The sequence below is a fragment of the Nonomuraea sp. NPDC003707 genome (assembly GCF_053587055.1).
Genome location: NZ_JBSFNK010000013.1, coordinates 244,414 through 269,866, shown reverse-complemented (window position 1 = coordinate 269,866; position 25,453 = coordinate 244,414). Strand labels below are relative to the sequence as shown.

Annotated in this window: 21 protein-coding genes, 1 tRNA gene and 1 pseudogene; 19 read left to right on the top strand and 4 right to left on the bottom strand. The window is 69.4% G+C overall.

Going from position 1 to position 25,453, the window contains the following annotated elements:
* Nucleotides 1-498 precede the first annotated feature (498 nt).
* Nucleotides 499-1,317, top strand: coding sequence for a tyrosine-type recombinase/integrase (locus tag ACWDRB_RS32095; protein WP_449899987.1), 819 nt, complete (start codon nucleotides 499-501; stop codon nucleotides 1,315-1,317).
* Between the two features lie 63 nt (nucleotides 1,318-1,380).
* On the opposite strand, the gene ACWDRB_RS32090 is transcribed toward ACWDRB_RS32095, so the two are convergent.
* Both ACWDRB_RS32090 and ACWDRB_RS32085 read right to left on the bottom strand, forming a co-directional pair.
* Nucleotides 1,381-1,451: transfer RNA gene (locus ACWDRB_RS32090), tRNA-Arg, on the bottom strand.
* Between the two features lie 58 nt (nucleotides 1,452-1,509).
* Nucleotides 1,510-2,652, bottom strand: a complete 1,143-nt coding sequence (locus ACWDRB_RS32085) for a DUF5685 family protein (protein WP_449899984.1) — start codon at nucleotides 2,650-2,652, stop codon at nucleotides 1,510-1,512.
* A 407-nt stretch (nucleotides 2,653-3,059) separates the two neighbouring features.
* Between ACWDRB_RS32085 and ACWDRB_RS32080 the strand changes: the two genes are divergently transcribed.
* From ACWDRB_RS32080 to ACWDRB_RS32055, 6 genes are all read left to right on the top strand, one after another.
* Nucleotides 3,060-3,191, top strand: a complete 132-nt coding sequence (locus ACWDRB_RS32080) for a hypothetical protein (RefSeq protein ID WP_449899982.1) — start codon at nucleotides 3,060-3,062, stop codon at nucleotides 3,189-3,191.
* A 65-nt stretch (nucleotides 3,192-3,256) separates the two neighbouring features.
* A complete protein-coding gene (locus ACWDRB_RS32075; RefSeq protein ID WP_364245808.1) occupies nucleotides 3,257-3,553 on the top strand; it encodes a hypothetical protein in 297 nt (98 codons plus the stop codon).
* A gap of 750 nt (nucleotides 3,554-4,303) precedes the next feature.
* Nucleotides 4,304-5,524 carry an NADP-dependent oxidoreductase gene (locus ACWDRB_RS32070; protein WP_449899980.1) on the top strand — a complete coding sequence of 407 codons (1,221 nt, stop codon included), beginning with the start codon at nucleotides 4,304-4,306 and terminating at the stop codon, nucleotides 5,522-5,524.
* Between the two features lie 453 nt (nucleotides 5,525-5,977).
* Nucleotides 5,978-6,283, top strand: coding sequence for a hypothetical protein (locus ACWDRB_RS32065; protein ID WP_449899977.1), 306 nt, complete (start codon nucleotides 5,978-5,980; stop codon nucleotides 6,281-6,283).
* A gap of 204 nt (nucleotides 6,284-6,487) precedes the next feature.
* Nucleotides 6,488-8,479: an FHA domain-containing protein gene (locus ACWDRB_RS32060; protein WP_449899975.1), complete on the top strand. Its 1,992-nt coding sequence runs from the start codon at nucleotides 6,488-6,490 to the stop codon at nucleotides 8,477-8,479.
* Nucleotides 8,480-8,575: 96 nt separating this feature from the next.
* Complete coding sequence (locus ACWDRB_RS32055) at nucleotides 8,576-9,958, top strand: FAD-dependent oxidoreductase (protein WP_449899973.1); 1,383 nt, start codon at nucleotides 8,576-8,578, stop codon at nucleotides 9,956-9,958.
* Nucleotides 9,959-10,059: 101 nt separating this feature from the next.
* Here ACWDRB_RS32055 and ACWDRB_RS32050 read toward each other — a convergent pair whose 3' ends face one another.
* Nucleotides 10,060-11,196 carry a mandelate racemase/muconate lactonizing enzyme family protein gene (locus ACWDRB_RS32050; RefSeq protein ID WP_449899971.1) on the bottom strand — a complete coding sequence of 379 codons (1,137 nt, stop codon included), beginning with the start codon at nucleotides 11,194-11,196 and terminating at the stop codon, nucleotides 10,060-10,062.
* Between the two features lie 168 nt (nucleotides 11,197-11,364).
* Between ACWDRB_RS32050 and ACWDRB_RS32045 the strand changes: the two genes are divergently transcribed.
* The 7 genes from ACWDRB_RS32045 (at nucleotide 11,365) to ACWDRB_RS32015 (ending at nucleotide 20,910) form a co-directional block, all read left to right on the top strand.
* A complete protein-coding gene (locus ACWDRB_RS32045) occupies nucleotides 11,365-12,336 on the top strand; it encodes a LacI family DNA-binding transcriptional regulator (RefSeq protein ID WP_350727282.1) in 972 nt (323 codons plus the stop codon).
* A gap of 111 nt (nucleotides 12,337-12,447) precedes the next feature.
* Entirely contained in the window at nucleotides 12,448-13,815 is a 1,368-nt protein-coding gene (locus tag ACWDRB_RS32040; protein ID WP_449899969.1) for an ABC transporter substrate-binding protein, read from the top strand.
* 77 nt (nucleotides 13,816-13,892) lie between these two features.
* A complete protein-coding gene (locus ACWDRB_RS32035; RefSeq protein WP_449899967.1) occupies nucleotides 13,893-14,738 on the top strand; it encodes a carbohydrate ABC transporter permease in 846 nt (281 codons plus the stop codon).
* Complete coding sequence (locus ACWDRB_RS32030; protein WP_355200511.1) at nucleotides 14,735-15,586, top strand: carbohydrate ABC transporter permease; 852 nt, start codon at nucleotides 14,735-14,737, stop codon at nucleotides 15,584-15,586. The genes ACWDRB_RS32035 and ACWDRB_RS32030 overlap by 4 nt, the downstream gene beginning before the upstream one ends.
* 37 nt (nucleotides 15,587-15,623) lie before the next feature.
* Nucleotides 15,624-17,876, top strand: coding sequence for a hypothetical protein (locus tag ACWDRB_RS32025; protein ID WP_449899965.1), 2,253 nt, complete (start codon nucleotides 15,624-15,626; stop codon nucleotides 17,874-17,876).
* The gene (locus ACWDRB_RS32020; protein ID WP_449899962.1) at nucleotides 17,873-20,071 is read left to right on the top strand and encodes an FAD-dependent oxidoreductase; all 2,199 of its coding nucleotides are present in this window, start codon (nucleotides 17,873-17,875) and stop codon (nucleotides 20,069-20,071) included. The genes ACWDRB_RS32025 and ACWDRB_RS32020 overlap by 4 nt, the downstream gene beginning before the upstream one ends.
* A gap of 8 nt (nucleotides 20,072-20,079) precedes the next feature.
* Entirely contained in the window at nucleotides 20,080-20,910 is an 831-nt protein-coding gene (locus ACWDRB_RS32015; RefSeq protein ID WP_449899960.1) for an NAD-dependent epimerase/dehydratase family protein, read from the top strand.
* Nucleotides 20,911-21,048: 138 nt separating this feature from the next.
* On the opposite strand, the gene ACWDRB_RS32010 is transcribed toward ACWDRB_RS32015, so the two are convergent.
* Nucleotides 21,049-21,888, bottom strand: coding sequence for a prephenate dehydratase (locus ACWDRB_RS32010; RefSeq protein ID WP_449899958.1), 840 nt, complete (start codon nucleotides 21,886-21,888; stop codon nucleotides 21,049-21,051).
* A 652-nt stretch (nucleotides 21,889-22,540) separates the two neighbouring features.
* Between ACWDRB_RS32010 and ACWDRB_RS32005 the strand changes: the two genes are divergently transcribed.
* From ACWDRB_RS32005 to ACWDRB_RS31985, 5 genes and pseudogenes are all read left to right on the top strand, one after another.
* A complete protein-coding gene (locus ACWDRB_RS32005) occupies nucleotides 22,541-23,005 on the top strand; it encodes a hypothetical protein (RefSeq protein ID WP_449899955.1) in 465 nt (154 codons plus the stop codon).
* On the top strand, nucleotides 22,944-23,555 hold the full coding sequence (locus ACWDRB_RS32000) for a hypothetical protein (RefSeq protein WP_449899952.1): 612 nt from the start codon (nucleotides 22,944-22,946) through the stop codon (nucleotides 23,553-23,555). Before ACWDRB_RS32005 ends, ACWDRB_RS32000 begins: the two co-directional genes overlap by 62 nt.
* Entirely contained in the window at nucleotides 23,516-23,947 is a 432-nt protein-coding gene (locus ACWDRB_RS31995; protein ID WP_449899949.1) for an integrase core domain-containing protein, read from the top strand. The genes ACWDRB_RS32000 and ACWDRB_RS31995 overlap by 40 nt, the downstream gene beginning before the upstream one ends.
* Before the next feature lie 41 nt (nucleotides 23,948-23,988).
* Nucleotides 23,989-24,912 (top strand): phosphotransferase family protein, encoded by a 924-nt coding sequence (locus tag ACWDRB_RS31990; protein WP_449899947.1) that lies wholly within the window; start codon nucleotides 23,989-23,991, stop codon nucleotides 24,910-24,912.
* Nucleotides 24,913-25,118: 206 nt separating this feature from the next.
* Nucleotides 25,119-25,418 (top strand): annotated as a pseudogene (locus ACWDRB_RS31985) (helix-turn-helix domain-containing protein); the annotation flags it as partial.
* Nucleotides 25,419-25,453 lie beyond the last annotated feature (35 nt).

Genomic DNA, 25,453 nt, shown 5'->3' with positions numbered 1-25,453 from the left:
CGTCTGTCATCGCACACCGTGGGGGAGGTGGGGCAGATGGCAAAGACACGTGTGCAGGTCAGTAGGCGATGCGGTTGTGTGGATGCGGAAACGGGACGTCAGCGAGGCGTCACGTGTCCGCGTCTGCCGGTAGATGACGATCACGGCAGCTGGTATTTCGCGGTCCAGGTACGCGGCCGCGGCAGCGCGTCCGCCAGGGCGGGTATGCCGACCGCGAGGAAGCCCGGGCCGCTGGCCAGGCTCTGATCACCGCTGACCGCGACGGTGCAGGGGCCGGATGCAACGTCGGGCAGTGGCTGGCACGCTGGCCGGCCACCAAGGACGCTCTGCGTCCGTCGACCCAGCAGGGCTACGCGACACACATCCGCCTCGACCTCATCCCCCCACCTGGGACGGATCCGGCTGCTAAAGCTCACCTCTCGCGACATCAACGTACTGCTCGCGACGCTCGCGTCCCGTCCCTCGCCGACCGGTCGCCGATTGTCACCCGCTACCGTGGTGCGGATCCACGCCACCTTACGGACCGCGCTGAACGCGGCGGTGCGTGCCCGGCTGATCCCGGTCAATCCGGCCAACGGAGCCGAACTCCCCCATCCCCGCCGACCGCACCCGGTCGTCTGGACCGCCGGGCGGACGGCCCGGTGGCAGCAAGCGGGAGAACGTCCGGCGGTGGCGGTCTGGACCGGACAACAGCTCGCGGCATTCCTGACCGGCGTCGCGCAGGACCGCCTGTACGCCGCCTGGTGGCCGGCCGCGCTGCGCGGACTGCGCCGCGGCGAGCTGGCCGGGCTACGCTGGACGGACGTCGACCTGCAGGCCGCGGAGCTGACGGTGGCGCAGCAGCGCGTGCACGCCGACGGCCAGGTCGTGGTCGGCCCGCCGAAGAGCGCCGCCGGCTGCCGGGTGGTGGCCCTGGACGCGGAGACCGTGCGGGTGCTGACCCGGCACCGCGAGCGGCAAGAGGAGCTGAGCGCGAGGGCGGGCACACACTGGCAGGACTCGGGATATGTGTTCACCACCGCGGACGGTGCGCCGCTGCGGCCGGACTACCTCGCCGGCCGGTTCCGCCGGCTGGTGACCGCCTCCGGACAACCGCCCATCCGGCTGCACGATCTACGCCATGGCGCCGCCACGCTGGCGCCGGCCGCACGCACCGACCTGAAGGTGGTGCAGGCGATGCTGGGGCACGCCAGCATCGTGCCGACCGCCGACACCTACGTCTCGGTGCTGCCCGAGGTGGCTCACCAAGCCGCCCGGGAAACGGCCCGGCTGGTACTCAGAGCCGCGTCCGCGCTAGAGCGGACGCTCGGCGGCTGACTCAGCTTTGCCCCATGCCGCCCCAGCGCACGGGCGCAGCTGGAGTTTCCGCAGGTGGAGAAGCGCGCCCTGCAGGATTCGAACCTGCGACCGTCGGATTAGAAGCTCCGGGGGTCGCGATCCTGACCGGGCGCTTCGGCATCGGCCACCGGGCTTATCGCCCAGGCCCTGCTGACGTGACTCCCGCGGCGGTCAGTCGCAGCCGCAGCCGTCACAGCAACAGCCGTCCTCGCCCGGGCAGCAGGAGCAGCAGTTGCCGCAGCAGTCGTAGCCGGAGCAGTCGAAGCGCTCGCAGAAGGAGCCCTCGCGGTCCTCGTCCCAGGCGGGCCGGTACAGGCCGCACGTGCAGCAGGTCAGTGCGGCACACGCCAGCGACAGCAGCCCGCCGGGATCCCGCTTCGGCGGCCGTTGTCCCGGCGGCGCGTCGGGGTCGCCGGGCGGGTGGCCGGTGCCGTGGGTTGCGGCGGTGGCGAAGGCTCGGGAGACGGCGCTGCCGGTCTCCCGCACCAGCAAGGCGCGCGTCAGGCCAGGTCGGGGCAGGTCCAGCTCGTCCACGGCGGCGCGCAGCTCGGCGTGCGCGGCGTCGCAGTGGCGGCGCGCCTCGTCCAGGCCGGTGCCGGTGACTGCCAGCGGGTTGTACGCCCCGGACGCCCGGTCGTCTGCCAGGTCCTCCACCGCGTCGATCAGGTGCGCCAGCTTCCCGAATCCGCGACCGGCCGCCTCCAGGGCCTCCCGGTTGTGCGGCTTCCCCGCGAGCACCGCTGTGTGCGCGAACGCGGCGGCTACGGCGTCCTCAGTAGGCCCCGTCAACTCTCGTAACCCGGGCGCCGCGCTGCTCCTCGGGGGCGCCTGGGCGTGGGCGCGTTCCAGGAGGGCCTGGCGGTCGGCCGCCGCCGTCAGCGGGGTGGGGTCGAACTCCAGCGTGCCGGCCATGGCCGTGCCGGCTGAGGACCAGCGGCCCGCCAGGCGGGTGGCGCCGGCGGCCACCGGGCGGCGGGCGTACACGCCGTCCCCATCCGCCACGTGGTCGCTCACCTTACCGGCCGCCAGGAGCAGCGACACCGAGGCCGCCAGCCGTACCCCCTCGGACTCCACTACGTCGGCGCCCTTGAAGCCGCGTAGCGCACACGGGCCCGCCCTCCGGCGCGACGTGGACGTGGGCGACTGGGCTTCGGTGAGGACGGACACGAGCAGGCCGTCGTAGTTGGTCACCAGACGGGACAGGTGTCCGTGCTCGTCGCGGAGCGCCAGGCAGAGCCCGCACAGGTGGCCCATCCAGTCCGCGTAGAGCCCTTTGCACAGGACGTGCCGACACGGGCGGACAATGCCGAACATACATCCCCTTATGTGCGTATTAGAGAGCCAACCGTAGCACCGGGCCGCCGGTAGATACCGCGGCGGCGAACGGATCGGCAGGAAGGAGAAGGTGCCCTCACCGACCGGCCTGGAGCACTGCGCCTGCCGACCTGAAAGGACCAAAATCGTTTGGACAACGGGTACCCACATGGCCATCGTTTGCCGTGATCGGATCCGGCTCGGTGCGCAGCCGCGCCGCTTGTCTGACCACCACCCGCGGGCAACGGCGGAAGCCGTTAGAAGCTCAGAACGGATGGCCAGCGGCAAGTCGTTACGTCTGGGCCCGCACCTGACCAGCTTGGGGTCATCCGCCGGAGCAGATACACCCTCTGTCGACGTGGTGCAGGCCCGACGGGGGCGCTGAGCTCGTCGTCGCGGTCGGCGTGGTGTTTTCGCGCGACCGCGTCGTCGCGATGCGGCCGTCCTTCCGGTTCACCGACTTCGACCGCATCTCGGGGGAACTGGGCGAGTACGGATGCACGCCGAACGTCTACCTGTACCCCATGACGACCCACTAGCCATCCCCGCACCGCCACGACCGGCCCTGGCTGCGCGGGACCTACACGGCTGGTACAAATGGGGCATGAGCGAATCCGTCGGGTATCCCCCGCGGCCGAATGTGCCGGCGGCCCGGCGTGTCTACAGTCGGACGTACCGTGTGTGGGCCCGGGTGCTCCTGTGGACGCCGATCGCGCTCACGGTGGTCGGCGTCGTCCTCGGCCTGGGGCTGTTCGCGGCCGCTGACGCCGACCCGACGCACAGTTCGTCCGCGCTCGGCTATCTCGGCCTCGTTGTGTGGGGCGCCCTCGCGGTCCTGTCACCGGTCCTGCTCGGGTCGTTCATCGCCGGGCTGGTCATGCTGAACCGCACGCGCAGTTGAGGCCGCGGCGGGACGCGGCCCGACCCAGAGTGCCGCTGCGCAGGCAGCCAGGCGGAGAAGCGGCGCCGGGGCGGAAGGCGGGTGGACCGGATCGATGCCTACACCAGCGTGCCGCGGCCACCTGACGGGGTTCGTCGAATCAGTCGCCTGGCAGGCGTGCTCCGGTACGCGCCTCGATGACCGCCATGACGGCTGCCGCTTGCGCCGGCCAACGAGTGCGGCAGGGTCGGCGCCGTGCAGCGCGTGCGGATCCAGTTCCGGGATCATGGCAAGCCGCCACCTGTTGGCCACGTACTCCAGAAATCTCCCACCTGTGAGGTTCCACGACATGTGCCGCGCCTGCGCGTCCTGGCTGAGCCATTCCAGGACGGGCACCCGCGCGGCGTAACCGAAACCGCCGGGGACCAGTATGCCGTCCAGATAGTCGTTGCCCGTGCTACGGCGAGGACGTCGTGTTACGTTGAAAGCGCCTCGTCGAGCTGCGGGCTCGGTGGGGTAGGGATAAGCGGGTCGGCTGGGCCGGGCCCGGCGGTCTCCACACGTTCGGCGCCGAGACCGTTGTGCCTTTCTTCTCGCTCGATGGCTCAGTGCTGTCTGAAACCCTTCGGCCGCGAACTCCTCCCTGAACGCGGAGGAGAAGAGCTCGGCGATGCGCTCCCCCAGGTCCATCACCAGGTTGCGGGCCTGCTGGACCGTCCACGCCCCGGCCGGACGCGCGGTTACCCCACCCAGATGCAGCCGCCGAGGGCCGTGGTCGATGAAGACCAGCACATACAGCCGTTTGAGCAGTACCGTCTCGACCACCAAGAAGTCGCACGCGTTGATCGCGTGGGCTTGAGCGGCCAGGAACTGCCGCCAGGTCGGCCCGGCGGGGCGCCGGATCGACACCCGAGCCATCCGCACAATGAGCGCCTTGACCGGCCGGCGGGTTCCGGGCCGTCCCGGGCGCCGACTGTCGGTGAAGGTCCACTTGTGTTCGGGTACGACCTCGTTCGGGAGATGACGTCATACGCGGACACGTGTCCGCGAGGACTGGACATAGGGGGATTCCGGATGAAGGCGATTGTGGTGACGGACAAGGCCGCGGGAACGGCCGGGATGACGCTGGTGGAACGGCCCGAGCCGCAAGCGGCGCTGAACGACGTCGTCGTTCAGGTTCATGCGTCGGGGTTCGTCCCGACTGAGATGGCATGGCCCTCGACCTGGACCGATCGCCTCGACCGTGACCGAACACCGTCGATCCCCGGGCACGAGCTGGCCGGAGTGGTCACCGCTCTCGGCTACGGCACCAGGGGCAGGTCGGTGGGACAGCGGGTGTTCGGCCTCACGGACTGGACTCGCGACGGCACCCTGGCGGAGTATGTGGCCGTCGAGGCACGCAACCTCGCACCGCTGCCCGGCGACGTCGACTTCACGGTGGGCGCGAGCCTGCCGATCTCGGGACTGACCGCGTGGCAGGGACTGTTCGAGCACGGCCGCCTTCAGGCAGGGCAGAGCGTCCTCGTGCACGGCGCGGCCGGCGCAGTCGGGTCGATGGTGACGCAACTCGCACGAGAGGCCGGCGCCTACGTCATCGGCACCGGACGCGCCGCCGACCGTCAGAAGGCGCTCGACTTCGCCGCGCAGGAGTTCGTCGACCTTGAGAACGACGCGCTGGAAGACGTCGGCGAAGTCGATCTGGTTTTCGATGTCATCGGCGGCGACATCGGCAGGCGGTCCGCAGGCCTGATTCGAGCCGGAGGAACACTGGTGTCCGTCGTCGGGCCGCCCGAGGCGCGGCCCGCCGACGGCCTGGCGATCGACTTCGTCGTCGAGTCCGACCGCGCCCAACTGAGCGAGATCGTCCAGCGGGTGCGGGACGGACGACTGCGGACGAACATCGGCAACGTCGCGACCCTCGACGATGCCGTCGCCGCCCTCAACCCGACCGAGCGACGCAAGGGGAAGACGGTCATCCGCGTTCGTCCATAAGGACTCGAGAACGCGATCATCGGGCGGCAGGTCGGCACAACCAGGCCGGCATTCCCCGGGCAGCTCGTGCTGATCCGCTCTGACCTGTCGAAGGATGTCGACCTGCTGGTGCTCCGTCACGATAACCAGATGCTCCGCCGTCACCTCGGTGGCCGGCCGCGGTGGGAACCCGCCGACCGGCTCCGGCTGGCGGCGTAGTCTTGGCTGGTTCGCCGTCGCCAGTGGGCGGAGCTGTTCCCGGTCACCCGGCGACGATCCTGCGTCGGCATCGCAGCCTCGTGGCGCGTAAATGGACCTTCACCGACAGGCGGCGCCTGGGTACCCGATCGCTGCCTCCACGGTGTGGGAGATCCTGCACGCCGCCGGTATCGATCCCGCACCCCGCCGGGCCGGGCCGACCTGGCGGCAGTTCCTGGCCGCTAAGCCCACGCGATCATCGCGTGCGACTTCCTGGTGGTCGAGACCATACTGCTCAAACGGCTGTATGTGCTGGTCTTCATCGAGCACGGCACCCGACGCCTGCACCTGGCCGGAGTGACCCCGCACCCGACTGGAGCATGGACGGTGCAGCAGGCCCGCAACCTCGCCATGGACCCGGGTGACCGCATCGCCGAGCTGCGGTTCTTGATCCACAACCGGGGTCCGCTCTTCACCTCCGCCTTCAGAGAGGTCTTCGAAACCGAAGGGCTGCGGATCATCACCTCGCTGCCGCGGACGCCGAGGATGAACGCCATCTGCGAGAGCCCGCCCGCGACGTGACCGACCTTAACGACCTACGATCCACCCGCCGAAAACCCGTCGTCGCGGGCATGATCAGTGAATACCACCACGCCGCTTAAGCGCAGCTCAGACCACGTAACTCACCGATGTGCGTACTTCCCACTTACGCGGCTGCTTCTGGTCGCACATGATGGACTTGGATTCATCGATGACCAGATCTCCTGTCACGATAAGGAAGGCATCATGCCCCCTTCCATCGTCGGACACGACGGCCCCCTCACCGACCGCCACTTCCCGCTCGGTGACACGCCGACCACCTTCGGCCGCAGGCAAGACTGCAGCGTGGTGCTCTCCAGCGAACGAGCTTCGCGCCGCCACGCCGAGATACGCCACGAGGCAGGGCGTTACATCCTGCACGACCTGGGAAGCCGCAACGGAACGCTGGTCAACGGCAGGCGCGTCACCTCACAGGTGCTCCAACCGGGCGACCTGATCACGATCGGCGACGAGCAGTTCCGCTTCCTGCCCTCCGACGACGTCGCCACGGTCTACGGCGCATCCCCGCTGCCGCAGGCGAGGCGACCCGCCCCATCGGTCGATCCGGGGCCGGTACTCCGGGTGACCGTCTCCGGCGGTGGGCCTGTCGGGCTGAGCTTCGCGCTCCTCCTGGAGCACCTCATGGGATCACGGGTCGTCGTCACTGTTTACGACGGCCGCTGGACCCAGGACGGTGCTCAGGTCGCGTGGAAGGGGCAAGAGCAGGGAAATGTACGGCGCCAGCAGGTCGTCACGGTTCAGAGCCGCCAGTACCTGAACCTCCCCGACCCGGTGCAGGCTCGGCTGTTCAAGCCCGGGGCGTACTCCGAGATGTGGCCGCCCGGCCCCGACTCCATCCGAGGACAAGCCCCGCGCAACCTCCGCATCGCCTACATCGAGGACACGCTCCTGGAGATGGCCGCCGAGAAGTCCGACCGCATCCGGCTCGTCCCCACCCGCTTCGATCCCGACGAGCATGGCGACAGCGCGAAGCAGGATCATGTGCTCGCCATCTGCGAGGGTGGCCGTTCGCGCACGCGGGAGCATTTCACCGGCAAGTTCGGCACCGCCGACAGCTCGATCTACTCCCTGAACGGCAAGCACCTGCAGGATGTCGTGCTGGGCTTACGCGTCAAGTCCGACCTGCCTGACGCCATGTCGGTCCTGCTGACCGTGGCCCAGAACCGCTACCTGCTCAACGCCCTGGGCGGCGAGGGTTTCCTCAACATGCGACTCACCGACGAGGAGGCCGAGGAGGTCATCGGCATCGATCCCGTCCGTCGCGTGTTCGAGGAGTGTGTCGCCGCCAACCCGTGCATGATGGGCCGCACCGACGACGGCGACTTCCACTGCTCCACTCACGGCACCTTGTTCCTGCCCGCCCTGATCAAAGGGTCCGCCCTGTGGCGGCGGGTGCAGGAAGGGCTGGCGATGTTCGGCGTGGCCGAGTACAACCTCAGCGCCGTCACCGCCTTCCGGCTCGACATGGTGCAGCGGCCGCGCTTCACCGCGCGCCTGCACGCCCCTACGTCCGCCACTCCGGGCACCTACGGCTTCCTGCTCGGCGACGCCGCCAACGCCATCCACTTCTGGCCGGGTCGCGGGCTCAACAGCGGGCTGGCCTCGGCCATCTCTCTGGCCCGGTCGCTCAACCAGGCCTGGCGCGGGCGGGCCTTCCGCGACGCGGACTTCATCCGCCACGAGGCAGCCATGGCGATGCTCCAGTACCGGCACAAGAGCCGCGCCTGGCAGGCGATGGTCACTACCGACGAGGATGGCGTCACCCGTGCCATCAAGGACAACATCGCCAAAGGCAGCGCCGACGCGCCGGCCGCTCCGAGTTCCGACGCGCAGGTCGCGGCGGACATCGACACACTGATGAACCGGCTCGGGATCGTCCGGGGCCGTCTGTCACAGCGCGTCTCCGGCCTGCCCGACGACGCCGCCCTGCGCGCCCACCTCGGCCGACTGTCGGCTGAGACTCTGCGCATCCTGGTCATCAGCGACGCGTGGGACACAGTGGTCATGGGCGGTGAAGAGGTCGACATCGACATCTTCTACCGCGAGGAGCCCGCGTCCGCTTCGGGTGGAGAACCTGTGTGGGCTCCACGACTCGCCAGCGAGCGCGAACAGCACACCAGGCTGATCTCCAGGTCGGCAAGCCGATCGCCACGGCCAACGGCACAGGCCCCCCGGTAAACATCGCCACAGGTCAGCTCACTGCTTCTCTCTAGGGCTCCGCCTCCGTCCGGAGCTGGATAGGCTCCAAGCCATGGCCTCGATTGACGTGACCCGGTGAGCGCCACCCGTCTGCTGGTCATCGGAGCCGATGCAGCAGGGATGAGCGCGGCGCACCAGGCGATCCGGGCGGCCGGGACCAGGCTGGCTGTGACCGCGCTGGAGGCGACCGGCGATACGTCGTACTCCGCCTGTGGCATCCCCTACTGGGTCGCCGGAGACGTGTCCAGTGGCAACGCCCTGGTGGCCCGCACCGCTGAGGAGCACCGGGCAGCCGGGATCGACCTGCGGCTCGGCGCCACCGCGACCGGGATCGACCGACAGGCCCGCACGGTCACCTACCAGGATGCCGACGGTGAGCAGGTGTTGGGCTACGACGAGCTGGTGATCGCGACCGGTGCGTCGGCCGTGGTGCCGGACTGGGCTGTCCACCCCGGCACAGGGCAACGGTACGCCGGCGTCGCGCCGGTCAAGACGCTCACCGACGGCGCTGTCTGGTTGGACCTGCTCGCGAGACTGCCCAAGGGCGGTGGCCGGGTGGTTGTCGCCGGCGGCGGCTACATCGGCGTCGAGATGGCCGAGGCCGCCAGAAGACGTGGCTACGAGGTCACCGTGATCACCCGGACTCGGGTGATGAGTTCCTTGGACCCGGACCTGTCCGCTCGCATCGAGAAGGGGATGCACGAGGCGGGAGTCCGGGTCGTGGTCGGCTCACCGGTCGTGCGGCTGGACGTGGCGGACGGACGAGTGCGTGGCGTGTACACCGCAGAAGGCGAGCGTTATCCAGCGGACCTGGTCGTGCTGGCGCTGGGGATCACACCGAACACCGGTTACCTTGACCTCGACAAGTTGCCGAGCGGCCCGAATGGCGGTTTGCGACCCGAGCCGGACGGGAGCCTGGCCGACGGGATCTGGGCCGCCGGTGATTGCTGCGAGACCCGGCATCGGCTCACCGGCACGTGGACCTACATGCCGCTCGGCACCCATGCCAACAAACAGGGCCGGATCGTCGGCACCAACCTCGTCACACCAGGCGCGCTGCGGTTCGGCGGCGTGCTGGGCACTGCGATCACCCGATTCGCTGAGGGCACGACCTACTTGGAGATCGCCCGCACCGGTCTGAATGAGCGGGAGGCAGCCGCCGCCGGCATCGAGGTGACGTCCCTGGTCACCGAAGGCAGCACGGCCAGCGGCTACATGAGCGAGGCCGACCCGGTCGCGGTGAAGTTGCTGGCAGCGCCGTCGGATCATCGGCTGATGGGCGCGCAGATCGTTGGCGGGCGTGGGGCGGGCAAACGTATCGACACCGTTGCCACCGCGTTGTGGCACGGCGCGACCGTTGATGACTTAGCCTGGTCAGACTTGTCCTACGCGCCGCCGTTCGCCACCGCGTGGGACATCGTACAGGTCGCGGCCCGGCGGCTGGCCGACCAACTGTAAGCCGCGCCGACGACGACCGAGCCCTGTTCCTCGACGCCAAGGGCGGACGGCTGACCGCACGCGCCGCCGGCCAGGTCGGGAGTGTTCGCGAGCAAGAACCCTCACCAGTTGGTGAAGGCGCCGTCACGGGTGCGCAGGTGGGGGCGTTCAGCGGCGATGGCCTGATATTTCCGGGCCTCGGCCCGGTCGATGTCGACGCCGAGGCCGGGCAGGTCGGGGATCTCGAAGCGACCTCCCCGGACCACCGGCCGGGCGGTGAACACGTCCGGCAGCTCGGGCAGGGCTTGGTGCTCCTGCACTCCGATGTACGGTGAAGCCAGGTTCAGGTGCAACGACGAGGCCGCCGTCACCGGGCCGAGCGGGTTGTGGGTGGCCAGCTTGACGTAGTGCGCCTCGCACATGGCGGCGATCTTCCTGGCCTCGGTGAGCCCGGCCGCCACGGCGATGTCCACCCTGGCGTAGTCGATGAGGTCCTGCTCGATGAGCCGCTGGAACTCCCATTTCGACCCGAACTGCTCGCCCGCCGCCAGCGGCACCGCCGTGCGGGATCTCAGTGACCGGTACACCTCCAGGCTCTCGCACCGCAGCGGGTCCTCCACGAAGTACGGCTTGGCCGCCTCGATCTCGCGGCACAACGTCACGGCCTCGGGCAGGTCGAGCCGCGTGTGCACGTCGAGGATCAGCTCCACGTCGTCGCCCACGGCCTGCCGTACGGCATGGAACAGGTCGATGCCCCACCGCATCGAGGCCCGCTGGTCCAGGGTGCCGTCCTCGTCATGGGGCACGGCGAAGCGAAGGTGCCGCCAGCCTTCCGCGACGAGCGCCCGCGCCCGGTCCAGGAACGCCTCGAGGTCGTAATAGTCGTCGCCCAGGTGGGCGTAGGCGGGGACGTGGTCACGTGTCCGCCCCCCGAACAGGTCGTAGACCGGCACTCCAAGCGTCTTGCCCCGGATGTCCCACAGCGCCACGTCGATGGCGGCTATGGCGGACGACAGGATGCGATCGGCCGGGAAGAAGCCCCGGCGGAACATCACCTGCCACAGGTGTTCGATCCTGGTGGGATCCTCACCCAGCAGCAGCTCCCCCAGGTGCTCGATCGCCCCCGAGACCGCCTTCTGCCGCGAGCGGATGCCCACCTCGCCGATGCCGTGCACGCCCTCGTCGGTGTCGACGACGACCAGCATCATGCTGTCGCCGTGCTCGGGCAGCGTGAGCACTTCCCAACCAGTGATCTTCACAGATGAACTCCTATGAGAACGTTACCGGGATTCTCAGAAACCCAATCATGCATCCTTCTTGCGGCGATGGCCAGAGCGGATTTAACAGGTTGGTGACCGCGAGGAAACGCTCTTGACGCTTCCGGGAACGTTTGCAACCATCCTCCATACCGGTACGAGGAGGACAGCGTGGCAGTGACGATCAGGCAGGTGGCGCAGGCGGCCGGGGTGTCGGTCTCGACGGTCTCTCGCGCGTTCACCGCCCCCGATCAGGTGCAGCCCCAGACCTTGCAGCGCATCCGGGACACGGCCGCGAAACTGGGGTACGCGCCCAACCCGGCGGCCCGCTCACTGCGTGGTGGGAAGACCGAGTCTCTCGGGCTGATCATCCCCGACATCGCCAACCCGTTCTTCCCGCCGATCTTCAAGGCGATGCAGGCCCGGGCCCGCAGGCTCGGCTACACCGTGCTGGCCGCCGACACCGACGAGCGGGAGTCCGACGAGCTGGAGACCATTGCCGCGGTCTCCAAGCGGGTCGACGGCATGATCCTGTGGGCCTCCACCCTCTCGGAGGACAGGCTGGGCGAGCTGGCGGAGACCATGCCGGTGGTCCTGGTCAACCGGCACGTGCCCGGCATCCCGGAGATCCGGATCTCCCTGACCGCCGGCATCTCCCAGGCGGCCGAGCACCTGAAGGCCTACGGCCACACCAGGTGCGTCTTCATCAACGGCTCGCGGCCCGAGCACAGCCGCGGCAAGTCGATAAGGGAGGCGTTCGAGGCGCACGACCTGTCCCTCGTCGAGCTCGGCCCCTACGAGCCGCGCTTCGAGACCGGCCTGCACGCCGCCACCTTGGTCACCTCCGCCGACGCCACCGCGGTGCTCGCCCACAACGACCTGGTCGCGCTCGGAGTGCTGCACCAGCTCGCCAAGCTGGGCGTCGACGTGCCGCGCGACGTCAGCGTGATCGGCATAGACGACACGCTGCTCGCCGAAACCGCCACCCCGTCGCTGACCACCATCCGCATCTCGGCCGAGGAGCTCGCCACCCGGGCCACCGACCTCCTGCTCGACACCATCGGCGGGCGGGGCGGCGGGCGCGTCGTGGAGATCGGCTCCCGGCTCATACCCAGATCCTCGACCGGTCCCGTCCACAGCTGACCGCCGTCCGCCGATCATCGACAACCCCGTGGTACGGCATGCCGTACCACCGCCCCGCCCTGCCGTCTTTAACACCCTTTTTAATGCCATGACCTGAACGCGGGAGTTCAGATGAAGAAGATCACCGCCTCCCTCGGCGTGGCCGTCCTGGCCACGGCCGTCGCCGCATGCGGATCGTCCTCCGGTGCCGGGCAGGAGTCCGGCACCATCACCCTCAGGGTCCAGGGCATGCCGCCGGCGACCGACAAGCCGAGCCTGGCCGCGTTCGAGAAGATGGTCGCCGACTTCGAGAAGCAGAATCCCGGCATCGCCGTTGAAGGCTCCTCGGCCGCTTACGACCCGCTGACGTTCTCCGCCAAACTGGCCGGCGGCAAGGTCGAGGACGTGATCAAGGTGCCGCTCACCGAGCCGCAGGGGCTCATCGCCCGCAAGCAGGTCAAGCCGCTGGCCGCGGAGCTGGCCAAGTGGCCGCACTACAAGGAGTTCAACCCGCAGGTCCTGCGGCCGCTGAGCGACTCCGCCGGTGAGGTGTACGGCGTGCCCCAAGCGCCCTTCGCGATGGGGCTCGTCTACAACCGGGAGCTGTTCGCGAAGGCGGGCCTCGATCCCGACAAGCCGCCGACGACCTGGGACGAGGTTCGGGCCCAGGCCAAGCGGATCGCCGAGAAGACCGGCAAGGCCGGGTTCGTGCACGAGTCCAAGAACAACCAGGGCGGCTGGCAGCTCACGAAGCTGACCTACACCTTCGGCGGCGAGATGGAGAAGCCCGCCGGCGACACGTGGGCGGCGGCCTTCAACGCCGACCCGACCAAGCGGGCGCTGGCCCTGCTCAAGGAGATGCGCTGGACCGACGACTCCATGGGTGACAACCAGCTCAACGACCAGAACGATGTGATCAAGCGGTTCGCCGCCGGCGAGATCGGGATGTACCTGGGCACGCCCGGCACGTACCGGCTGGCCAAGATGACCTACGGCATGCCGAACATCGACGCGTTCGGCATCGGGCCGCTCCCGCAGGCGGGCGGGAACGCCACGCTGACCGGCGGTGACGTCTACATGGTGCCCAAGTCGGCCTCCGCCGAGAAGACGGCCGCGGCCGTCAAGTGGCTGCTGTTCGCCTACGCCCAACCGCAGTACGACACCGGAGCCGCCGCCGAACGGGCCAAGGCGCTGGCGGCCGACCCGAACGCCGCCGTGGGCGTGCCGACGCTGCCGATGTTCGACGAAGCCCAGCAGGCCAAGATCGACGAAGCGGTCAAGCCGTACGTGAACGTCAAGCTCGAGCACTTCCGGCCATGGATCGAGGGCACCCCCAAGCTCCAGCTCCGCGCCGAACCCCCGGTGCGGGCCCAGGCCGTCTACGCCGTGCTCGACAGCGTGGTGCAGGCCGTACTGACCGACCGGGACGCCGACGTCGACGCCCTCCTCACCAAGGCCGAAACCGACGTGAACGCCAAGCTCGCCGCGAGCCGGCAGTGACGCTCGCCCCGCGCCTCGCTCGCCGCGAACCGGCGGTGACGGTCGCCCCACGCGCCGGCAGGCTGGGGAGCTCCGTCATGGCGTTCCTCTTCCTCGTCCCGGCCTTCGTCGCCTTCGGCGTGTTCTCCTACTGGCCGATGATCCGCGGGCTGCTGATCTCCTTCCAGGAGACGAACCTGGTCGACCCGGCCACGTGGGTGGGGCTGGACAACTTCACCGCGCTCGTCCGGGACCCGCTGCTCTACACGGCGATCGCGAACACCCTGCTGTTCGTCGGGCTGGGACTGCTCATCGGGTTCCCGGCGCCGCTGATCCTGGCCACCGTCATGTCGACGGTGCGAAAGGGCGCCGGGGTCTACCGCTTCCTCGTCTATCTCCCGGTGGTGATCCCACCGGTGGTGGCGATCCTGCTGTGGAAGTGGTTCTACGATCCCGGGCACGGCCTGTTCAACGAGTTGCTGGGCCTGATCGGCGTGGGCCCCTTCCCCTGGCTGGAGTCGCCCAGGACCGCGATGCTCAGCCTGGTCATCCAGTCGACCTGGGCCTGGATGGGCAGCACGGTCCTCATCTACCTCGCCGCCATGGTGACCATCCCCTCGGAGCTCTACGAGGCGGCGCAGATGGACGGCGCGTCGATCGGGCGCAGGCTGTGGCACATAACCCTGCCCCAGCTCCGCCCCACCATCGGCCTGCTGCTCCTCCTCCAGCTGGTCAGCACCACGCAGGTGTTCACCGAGCCCTACGTCTTCACCGACGGCGGACCGGAGAACAGCACGCTCACGATCCTCCTGCTGATCTTCAGGTACGCCTTCCGGGACGGCGCCTACGGCCAGGCCGCCGCGCTCGCCTTCCTCCTGGCGATCTTCCTGGGCCTGATGTCGGCGATCTACCTGCGAGCCACCCGTGCCTGGAGCTCCTCATGAGCCTGATCTCCCCCGTCGAGGAGCGCCGCCCGGCGGTCAGGGCGGCCGTGCGCGCGGTCCAGTGGCTCACCCTCGCGCTTCTGCTGGTGATCGGCATCGGCCCGCTCTACATGACCGTCAAGGGCGCGGTCTCCCCCGCCACCGACCTGATCGCCAAGCCGCTCGAACTCTGGCCGGGCGACCCCCGGCCGGAGAACTTCGGCACCGCCTGGAACGACCTGGGCATCGGCCACTACCTGCTCAACACGCTCCAGGTCGTCGGCGGCTCATGGGCCGTCCAGCTCATCGTGGCGATCACCGCCGGCTACTCCCTGTCGGTACTGAAGCCCAGGCTCGGCAGGCTGATCTACGGCGCGATCCTGGCCACGATGTTCGTCCCCTACACGGTCTCGATGACCAGCCTCTTCCTGACCATCATCGACCTGGGCCTCGTCGACTCCTACTGGTCGATCTGGCTGCCCGCGGGGGCCAGCGCCTTCAACGTCCTGCTGGCCAAGCGCTTCTTCGACGCGCTGCCGCCGGAGCTCTTCGCCGCCGCCAAGGTGGACGGCGCCAACTCCTGGCAGCTCCTGACCAGGATCGTGCTGCCGATGAGCCGCCCGATCCTGGCCGTCATCAGCCTGATCGCGATCATGCACAGCTGGAAGGACTTCATCTGGCCGCTCGTGGCCATCACCGACCCGGACAAGCAGCCCGTCAGTGTGGCCCTGGCCACGCTGGCCGACCAGGCGCCGCAGGACGTGCTGATCGCCAGCATGGCGATGGCGCTGGCCCCGCCGGTCCTGCTGTTCCTGGTCTTCCAGAAGTACGTCGTCGCCGGGCTCGGTTTCACCGGTGTCAAAGGCTAATCCGGCGTCAAAGGCTAATCACGAAAGGCAGACCCCCGTGCCTGAAGTCTCCCGTCGTACCCTCCTCCAGGCCGCCGCGCTGACCGGCCCACTGATCGGCGCGGCCTCCGCGCTCACCGCCGCCCCCGCCCGGGCGGACGGCCTGTCGATCTCGGCCGACGGCATCGCTCTTGTCGCCGAGGCCGACGGCTCGATCGTGGTCCGCGACGGTTCGGGAACCGATCGTCTCAGGATCGGCCACTTCATGATCAAGGACAGCGTGCTCGGGCAGCAGCGTACGTTCGGCGGCACGCCGAGCCTGACCACCGTGGACGGGCAGCCCGCCCTCCAGGTCGTCTACAAGATGTCGGCGAGCGCCTCGGCGGTGACCGTGCGCGGCACGTTCACCGTGGCCGCCCGCCGGGCGGGCCTGAAGTGGGAGGTGAGCGGCAGCGCCACGCTGACTCCCGCCGGCTACATGTTCTCCCGCACCCTGATCGGCAACACGGCGCCCGAGAAGTACGTGCCCGCCACCGCCTGGACCAAGGACGCGCGTGGCGGCGTGCCGTACGAGGTCAACGCCGGCTCGCTCTATCAGGAAACCTGGGCGGACACCCGAGCCTACTTCCGGCTGTGGAGCTCAAGGCCTGCCTTCACCAACGCCACCTGGATGCACGCACCCGCGGGCGAGGATGGCGCGACCCAGGTCGAGCTGGTCCTCGGCGACATGCGGCCGGGCGCGGCCAACGCCGTGGCGACCGCCGCGCCGCTCGGCGTGGACGTGTGGAGCGACCAGCCTTTCGGCCTCTACGAGCCGGGCGCGGCCCTGGCCGTGAACGCCCAGGTGGTCAACGGCGGCGCCGCGCCCAAGCCGGTGAGCCTCACCTGGTGGGCGCGCGACTTCAACGGCGCCGTGCTCGGCGGCGGCCGCCTCGACAGGACCGTGGAGCCCAGCGGCGCCTGGACCGAGGCGCTCACCGTGCCGGCGCCCTCGCAGGGCATCGTGTTCGTCGAGGTCAAGGCCGCCTCGGGCGGCGAGGAGGCGTTCGCGCGCACCAACCTGGCCACGCTCAAGCCGCACGCCTACCAGAGCGAGGGCATCTTCGGCATCTCCAACTACACCTGGCTGCTTGTCCCGGGCAAGGAGCAGGTCGGCCGGTTGATGCAGAAGATCGGCGTCAAATGGGTGCGCATCGCCTACGACGGCGCGCCGGGCATCCCGCCCGCCGAACTCGACGCGCTGGGCATCGGGCACAACGTCCAGCTCGGTGGGGTGATCTACAACGGCACGGCGGAGCAGGTCGCCGCCTGGGCGGACGACCGCGCCAGGATCGCCCGCGAGTCCGGCGCGACCTACTTCGAGGTGGCCAACGAGCTGAACCAGCCCTGGATGTCGGGGCAGAAGGCGGCCGAATACGTGCGCGACGGTCTGAAGCCGATCCACGACCGGCTCAAGGACTCCGGCATCAAGCTGATGAACTGCGGCCTCGGCGGCATGGACTACCGGTGGACGGCCAACTTCCACGCGGCCGGCGGCTGGGACCTGATCGACGCGTTCGCCTTCCACCCGGGCCGCGGCAACTTCACCGCCGACCACGCCCCGCCGCCGGAGGAGTGGGAGCAGGGCTCCAACGGCTCCTACTGGAACTTCCTCGGCTCGTTGCGCAAGGCCAGGCAGACGTTGGACGAGTACGGCGGGGGCAAGGAGCTGTGGCTGACCGAGGCCTACGCCTGCACCCGGCCCAACGCCTGGTGGAACGACACGATCCGCCAGGCCGCGGAGAACACGCTCCTGCAACTCGCCCTCTGCCTGTCGGAAGGGGTGGACGGGGTCAACTGGTACCAGCCGCACGACAGCACCATCCATCACCCGCAGGAGGCGGACCCGAACAACGGCGAATACCACCACGGGCTGCTGAACCGCGACACGAGCATCAAACCCACTCTGCTCGCCTTCGCCACGGCCACGCGCCACCTGGAGGGCGCGACCTTCAAGCGCTGGCTCACCTTCGCCGACCCCGATCTGAAGGGCCTGCTGTTCGACACGCCGCGGGGCAAGCTGGCCGTCCTGTGGAGCCGCAAGGACGGCTACATCCTCAACCGGGATCACGGTGAGGACCAGTGGTATCCGCATCCCGAGGCCTGGGAGGACCACTGGCCGACCAAGACCCGCCTGTCGCTGAAGACCTCCGGGCGGACGGTCCGGGAGATCGACTGCATCGGGCAGGAACGCACCATCACCGCCACCGGTCGCCGCGTGCGGGTCACCCTGGACGGCGCCCCGCGCCTCTACTACGGGCTGGAGCTATGAGATCGGAAACCCTTTCCCGCGACGTGACCGTGGTCGGCGGCGGTCTGGCCGGCGTCAACGCCGCCGTCGCCGCGGCCCGGCTGGGCCGTACGGTCGCCCTCGTCACCAACCGGCCCGTGCTCGGCGGCAACTCCAGCAGCGAGGTACGGGTCTGGGTGGTCGGGGCGACCGGCCACGGCAAGAACCACAACGCCCGCGAGGGCGGCATCATGGGCGAACTCTTCCTGGAGAACCAGTACCGGAACCCACACGGCAATCCGTACTTCTGGGACACGACCGTCCTCGACCTGGTGCGGCAGGAGCCGAACATCGCGCTCTTCCTCAACACCGACGTACGGGAGGTGTCGTGCTCGGCGGGGCGGATCGACTCCGTGGCCGGTTGGATGATGGGCTCGGAACGGCTGATCACCTTCGAGTCGCCGATCTTCCTGGACTGCACCGGGGACGGGCTGGTCGGCCACCTGGCCGGCGCCCGCCACCGGATCGGCCGTGAGGGGCGCGCGGAGCACGGCGAGCCGTGGGCGCCCGAGGTGCCCGACGACATCACGCTCGGCAGCACGCTGCTCTTCTACACCAAGGACGCGGGCGAGCCGGTCCGTTACGTCCCGCCGGGCTTCGCCAAGGACATCACCGAAACCTCGATCCCCGAGCGGCGGATCATCAGGGCGGGCGACAACGGCTGCGCCTACTGGTGGATCGAGTTCGGCGGCGAGCTGGACACCGTGCACGACAACGACCGCATCCGGGACGAGCTGTGGTCGGTCATCTACGGCATCTGGGACCACATCAAGAACTCGGGGAAGTTCGACGCCGAGACCATGACCCTGGAGTGGGTGGGCGCGCTGCCCGGCAAGCGGGAGTACCGCCGCTTCCTCGGCGACCATGTGCTCACCCAGCATGACGTGCTGGGCCAGACGCCCTTCGAGGACCGGATCGCCTTCGGCGGCTGGTCGATCGACCTGCACCCGCCGCAGGGCATGTACGCGAAGGAGGACGGCGCGAGGCAGCGCTACGCCGACGGGATCTACCACATCCCGTACCGGTCCATCTATTCGCAGAACGTGCCCAACCTGCTCATGGCCGGGCGGAACATCTCGGCGTCGCACGTGGCCTTCGGTTCGACCAGGGTCATGGCCACCTGCGCCACCATCGGCCAGGCAGCCGGCACGGCGGCCGCATTGTGCGTCGCCGACAGCGTCTCCCCCCGGGAACTGGACGTGCGCGCTCTGCAGACGACCCTCCTGCGGGAGGACGGCTCGATCATCGGCCTGCCGTACGAGGATCCCGCGGATCTCGCTCGCGCGGCCACCGCCGCCGCGTCGAGCACATTGTCCCGGCTGGAGGTGGAGACCTCGGCCGAGACCTGGCCGCTGGAGGCGGACGCCGGCCTGATCCTGCCCGTCGACCCGGCCCTGGACTCGGTGGAGCTCATGCTCGACGCGGCGGCCGGGGCCGAGCTGATCGTGGACCTCTACGATCCGATGCTCGGCCAGAACTACGTGCCGCGGGACCTGATCGCCTCGCACACCGTTCCGGTCGAACCGGGGAAGAACCAGTGGGTCCGCGTGGATCTGTCGTTCCGGCCCGCTCGGGCGCAGAACGCGTTCCTCCTGATCCACGCGAACCCCGACCTCGCCCTCCACGTCGCCGACCGGCCCACCCCCGGCGTGCTCTGCCTGACCCGGGTTCCGCTGCGCCCCCAGGACGAGGCGCCCCAACTGCTGCGGGAGTGGTCCGACTCGGGCCTGCTGCGCCGTACGTTCTGCCATCGGACCGGCCCGACCGATGCCTTCGCGCCGTCCAAGGCGCTCGACGGCTTCCAACGCCCGCACGCGGGGCCCCACATGTGGGTGTCGGACCGGCTGCCCGCCACCCTCGAACTGTCCTGGCCCTCGCCGGTGACGATCAGCCGCGTCGACGTGCTGGCCGACGACGACGTGAACGAGGACCTGATCAACCTGCACCACCACCGCACGCCGTTCGAGGTCATGCCCACGCTGGTCCGCGACTACCGGTTGGAGGTGCGGCAGGGCGGCGGCTGGCGGACGGTGTCCGAGGTGCGCGACAACCGGCGGCGCCGCAACGTCCACGACCTCGAGCCGGTCACCACCGACGCGCTGAGGATCGTGGTGGACGCCGGCAACGGGACCCCGTACGCCCATGTCGTCGCGGTTCGCGTGTATTCGCCGGTATGAGTAGACCCATGAAGCGCGTCCTGGTCACCGGCGCTGCCGGCCGTATCGGCCGGGCCGTCCTCGACCTGCTCGGGCAGCAGGGGATCACGGCCAACGCCCTCGTGCTGGAAGATCCGGGAGATCTGAAGGCCGAGCTGGTCGTCGCGGGATCCGCGACGGATTCGCACGCCGTACGGAAGGCCCTCAAGGGGGCGGACGCCGTGATCCATCTCGCGGCGATCCCCACCCCCGAACGGCATCCGGCCGAGGAGGTCTTCGCCACCAACACCCAGGCCACCTTCACCGTGCTGGAACAGGCCGGCCGAGCCGGGATCAGGCAGGTGTGCACGGCCAGCAGCACGGCGATCTCGGGCCTTCCTTTCGCCGCGCGCACCCTCCACCCGCGATACGCCCCGGTGGACGAGGAGCAGCCGTCCCTTTCCGAGGATCCCTACGCGCTGTCCAAGCAGGTCGACGAGCTGACCGCCCAGATGATGTCGCGACGCCACCGCATGTCGGTGACCGCCCTGCGCCTGCCGTACGTCGGCGGCTTCGACGAGCGCCTCCTCGACTTCGCAGGGAGGTGCGAGCTGGACCCCGGCCTGCACGCGGCCGGACTGTGGGCCTACCTCGAAACCCGGGACGCGGCCCGGGCGTGCCTGCTCGCCCTCGCCCTCGGCGGCTGCCACGTCATCACCGTGGCGGCCCCGGAAACCCTCGTCTCCCACCCCACCGAGGATCTGCTCCGCCGTTTCCATCCCACGACCGAGATCCGCCGTCCGCTGCCGGGCCGCACGGTCCCCCTGAACCTGGCCAGGGCGACCGGCGTTCTGGGCTTCAGCGCGGAATTTCACGTGTGACGGTGACGTGGGAACCCGTTGCTGCTTGAGAGGTGCCAGCTGCTGGCCTCGGTATGATCGCCCCGCCCCAGCGGCAAATGCCGGATTTACTGCGGTCGCAGCGGCCCCGTGACATGCCCTGGCTCCCCGTCTCGAGACTCAGTAGGTGCGGGACGGGTCGGCCGGGTAGACCCCGAGGATCTTCACGTCTGTGGTGAAGAACGCCAATTCCTCCAGCGCGTTCTTCAGGCCGGGGTCCTCGGGGTGCCCGTCGACCTCGGCGAGGAACTGGGTGGCCGCGAAGTGGCCCCCGACCATGTAGCTCTCCAGCTTGGTCATGTTGATGCCGTTGGTCGCGAACCCGCCGAGAGCCTTGTAGAGCGCGGCCGGCAGGTTGCGGACGTTGAAGACGAACGAGGTGACCACCGGGCCCTCGCCGCGCGGTGCCTGCACGAAGTCCGGGCTGAGCACCACGAACCGGGTGGTGTTGTGCTCCTCGTCCTCGACATCGCGGGCGAGGATGTGCAGGCCGTAGATCTCCGCCGCGAGCGGCGGCGCAATCGCCGCCTGAGTCGGGTCGTCCGCCTCGGCCACCTCACGAGCAGCGCCGGCGGTGTCACCGGCGATCACCGGCACCAGGTCGTGCTCACGGATGATCCGGCGGCACTGTCCGAGGGCATGCACGTGGCTGTGCACGGCCTTGATCGTGTCCAGGGTCGCCCCCGGCGGCGCCATCAGGTTGAACTGGATGCGCAGGAAGTGCTCGCCGATGATGTACAGGTCGGAGGTCGGCAGGAAGTGGTGGATGTCGGCTACCCGGCCGGCGATCGAGTTGTCGATCGGGATCATCGCCAGCTCGGCCTCCCCATTCTGCACCACCGCGAACACATCCTCGAAGGACGCGCACGGCACCGTTTGCCAGTCGGGGTAGTGGTGCTTGCACACCATGTGGGAGTTCGAGCCGGGCTCGCCCTGGTAGGCGATACGTCGTGCGGTCACCCCAACAGTTTCCCACGCAGCCGGGTGCGGCAGCTCGACGCCGCCGAACGGACCCTGGAGCGCCTGCAGATCGCCCGCGAGACCGTACTGGGACGGTCTCCGCTCTGCTCCTGACGTTGTTCCGCGTTCATCGGCGCCAGGTGACATTACGATGCGCGACCACCAACATTGATCTGCGTCCCAACGTGCGGTTTCCCTGGCGCTGTGGGGGCGGTGAGTCGTTGTACGAGGTCGTCCCGGGCAGCGGCTGGCTTTCCGGCTTGCCCGATCCGGTAGGCGAGTTGGTGCCGGTGGTCGGCGTGTGCGGGTGTTCGGTGCCGAGTGTGCGAGTCGGTGTGTGGACAGCAGATCGGCGAACTGGTCACGGGCCGAGTGTCCTGAGTTCACTTACATTTCGGTGCCAATCGACTGCGCTGGGTAGACCTTCGCCGCCTGATGCGCGTGTGCTTTTCGGAGGCGCGATCGCCGAGGCGGCGGCGGGGGCATGCCCGCGGTGAGAGTGTGAGGCCGGGGCGAAAGAGGCCATCATGGCGAAGCGGGGCACACAGGCGGACCGGCGCGATGTCTTGTCATCGAAAGGCGCTCGAAAGCCCCGCCACGGACAGCGCAGGCGGCGACGGCAGCCGGCGGCGCCGCGGGCGGCGTCGGGGCGTTGTTCGGTGGTGCACACATCGCCACCGCCCAGCAGCGCCGCATCCAGCGCGCTGAGCGGGAGCGGCTCCTCGAAACCCTGCACCACCCCGGAGCCTCCTGGAACGGCAGCATCGGCGAACTGCTCGATGGCCGCTGGTCGCCCATGCCGCTACGCGGCCGGAAGTCCCAGCTGGCTCTCATGAACGCCTGGCTCCACGACGAGCAGGCCCCGGCGATACTGGTCATCACCGGCATTGCCGGCGTGGGCAAAACCGCCCTGGCCCTCCGCTTCGCCGACGCCCAGAACGCCGACCCCCGGCGCCCTGACGCCTGGGCTCGCGGCTGGCTCGCCGACAACGCCGGCGCGGCGATCGTCGCCACCGCGGCCGATTGCGGCGATCCCGCCCTGATCCTCATCGACAGTGCGGCCTCCCGCCCGGACATCATCGATCTGCTGCGCACCCTGGCCGGCCACCAGCGATAAGGGCCTGCTGGAACAGTGCGCCACCCTCGAACTCGGGCTGCTCGGCGAGCTCGAGGACTGGCGTCGCCGGTTCTCCGAAGCCACCCAAGCCTTCGCGACCGCGATGGACCGGCCCACCCCGCCGCCGCCCTCCGCCGGGTGGAGACCCGACACCACCCAGCCACTGGTGTACCTGATGGCGCAAGCCCTGCTGAGCGTGCTCGACCCCGCCGGGTTTCCCGACCCCCGCGATGGCACGCGCCGCCCCTGGACGCTGACGCCGCTGCCGCAGGTGATGGACGCGCTGGTGGACCACGAGGCCGCCTGGTGGCGGGCCACCCGCCACGTGCCCGGCACCGGCGTGGCCGACCTGACTGACCGGCTCGCCCGCCGGGTCGTCGCTCTGGTGCGCCTGCTGGGCCCGGCTAACCGCGACGACACCGTCGCGATTTTGCGCCGCATTCCGGAACTGGCCGACAGCAGCGCTGAACGCCGGGAGCATGGACGCTGCAGCAGGCCCGCAACCTGGCGATGGACCTGGGTGACCGTATCGCCGGACTGCGGTTCGTGATCCACGATCACGATCCGCTCTTAACCTCCGCCTTCCGGGAGGTCTTCACAGCTGAAGGGTTTCGGGACAGCAGCACCCTGCCGCGGACGCCGAGAATGAACGCCATCTGCGAGCGGGTCATCAGCACCCTGCGCCGCGAACTCCTGGACCGCATCCTGATCCGCAATGAACGCCACCTGGTCCGCGTGCTCCAGGAGTACCTGATCCACTACAACCGGCACCGGCCGCACCAGTCCCGGCATCAACGCCCCCTCGCGGACCCGCGGTCAGGAGTCCCGGTAGCGGGTCCCGGCGGAAACAACCGCCCGGCGCCGGCATGTCCTCAGCAGGCGGCCAGACCTCACCGAAAACGACCCGTTGACCACCCTGCCCTGAGCACGCATCCCGAGTAAAGCGGGTGCATCGACGAACTGCCAGCCCTAGATTGCGTGGGGTGGACCTTTCACATCTCGGCGCGCCGATCGGTCCGATGATCCGTGTCCACGGCGGGTTCGCCAACCGGATGTACCGACTCGACACCGACCAGGGGTCATTCGCGGTGAAGGAGTTGAACCTCCTCGATCGCCGCTGGACCTACCGCGCCGAGGACGTGTTCAGGTTCGAGCGGGCGGCCTTCGCCGCCGGCATCCCGATGCCAGAGCCGATCTCGGCCGGCCACCACACGCTCGTCCACCGGTGGGTCGAGGGCGAGAAGATGCCCGAAGCACCCGTGTCGCCGGCGTACGCGTTCGAGGTCGGTGAGATTCTGGCGCGCATCCACGCGCTCGACGTCGCGTGGACCCACGTCTCGATCGAGGACCCGACGTCACGGGACTGGCCCGAACTCGCCGAGCGGGCGACGGCGACCGGCCAGCCGTGGGCCGGCGAACTCACCTCCCAGGTCGAGACGTTTCTCGCAATTGCCCACTTCGTCGACACCTGCGAGCGACCAGGCCCCGTCGTGCTGACCCACAAGGACATCCAACCGTGGAACCTACTCGCTCGAGAGGGTCGGCCGGTGGTGCTCGACTGGGAGCTCTCGGGGATGCTCAACCTGTCCAGTGAGCTCGGCTCGACAGCGCTGAGCCTCGCGAAGGGACCCGGCTTCGACGACATCAAGCCCGTCATCTTCCGCTCGGTCCTCGACGGCTACGTCGCAGGAGGCGGAGCGCTGCCGCCGTCGGGTCCAAGCTGGTTCGTGTTCATGATCAGCGGCTGGCTGGGGCACACGAGGTGGAACATCCTCCGCTGCCTCGCCGGTGTCGAGGCCGGCACCGGCCCTGACCTCGCGCTGTCGCACGAGTCCGTGCGCAACGGAGTGCGCGGCCTCCCCGAACTGTTCGGCCGACTTCCCGAGCTCGAGGCGCTGCTCAGGTGACAGTGACCCGCTTCTGCGCCGGGTGCGCGGCGCGAACGCGCGGCGCGATCTCGCTCGAGGCGACAGTCGATGCCCCCCACCGACACGGACACCTGCCTCGGACCTGGTCAGACGCCAGAGGCGCGATCGGGACCGCGGGGCTGCCTGGCATGGCGCGCTCCTGGCGGGTGCCGACCGCGGCAAGTCTGCTATTCACTGTGCGCCGGATGCTGTTCCTCGAACAGCTGCGCATGGACCTGCGGGGCCGGTGGCGGCAGGCCCTGCGGGCGGTCATGGTCCAGTTGTCGGTGCGCGGGATGTCCCCGGCGCAGATCGCTGAGCTGCTGGAGTGTGATCCGAGCACGGTGCGGCGGTGGATCGGCCGATTCAACCAGCACGGGCCGTGTGGGCTGGCCGACCGGCCCCGACCGGGGCGACCGCGCATCGGCGGGCCACGTCTGCTGGATCGGACCGCGGCGCTGCTGGAGCGGGCCGGGCCATGGACGGTGCCCCGGTTGTGGCAGTACCAACCGCCGGTTCAGGGAGCTGAAGGGCATGTCCT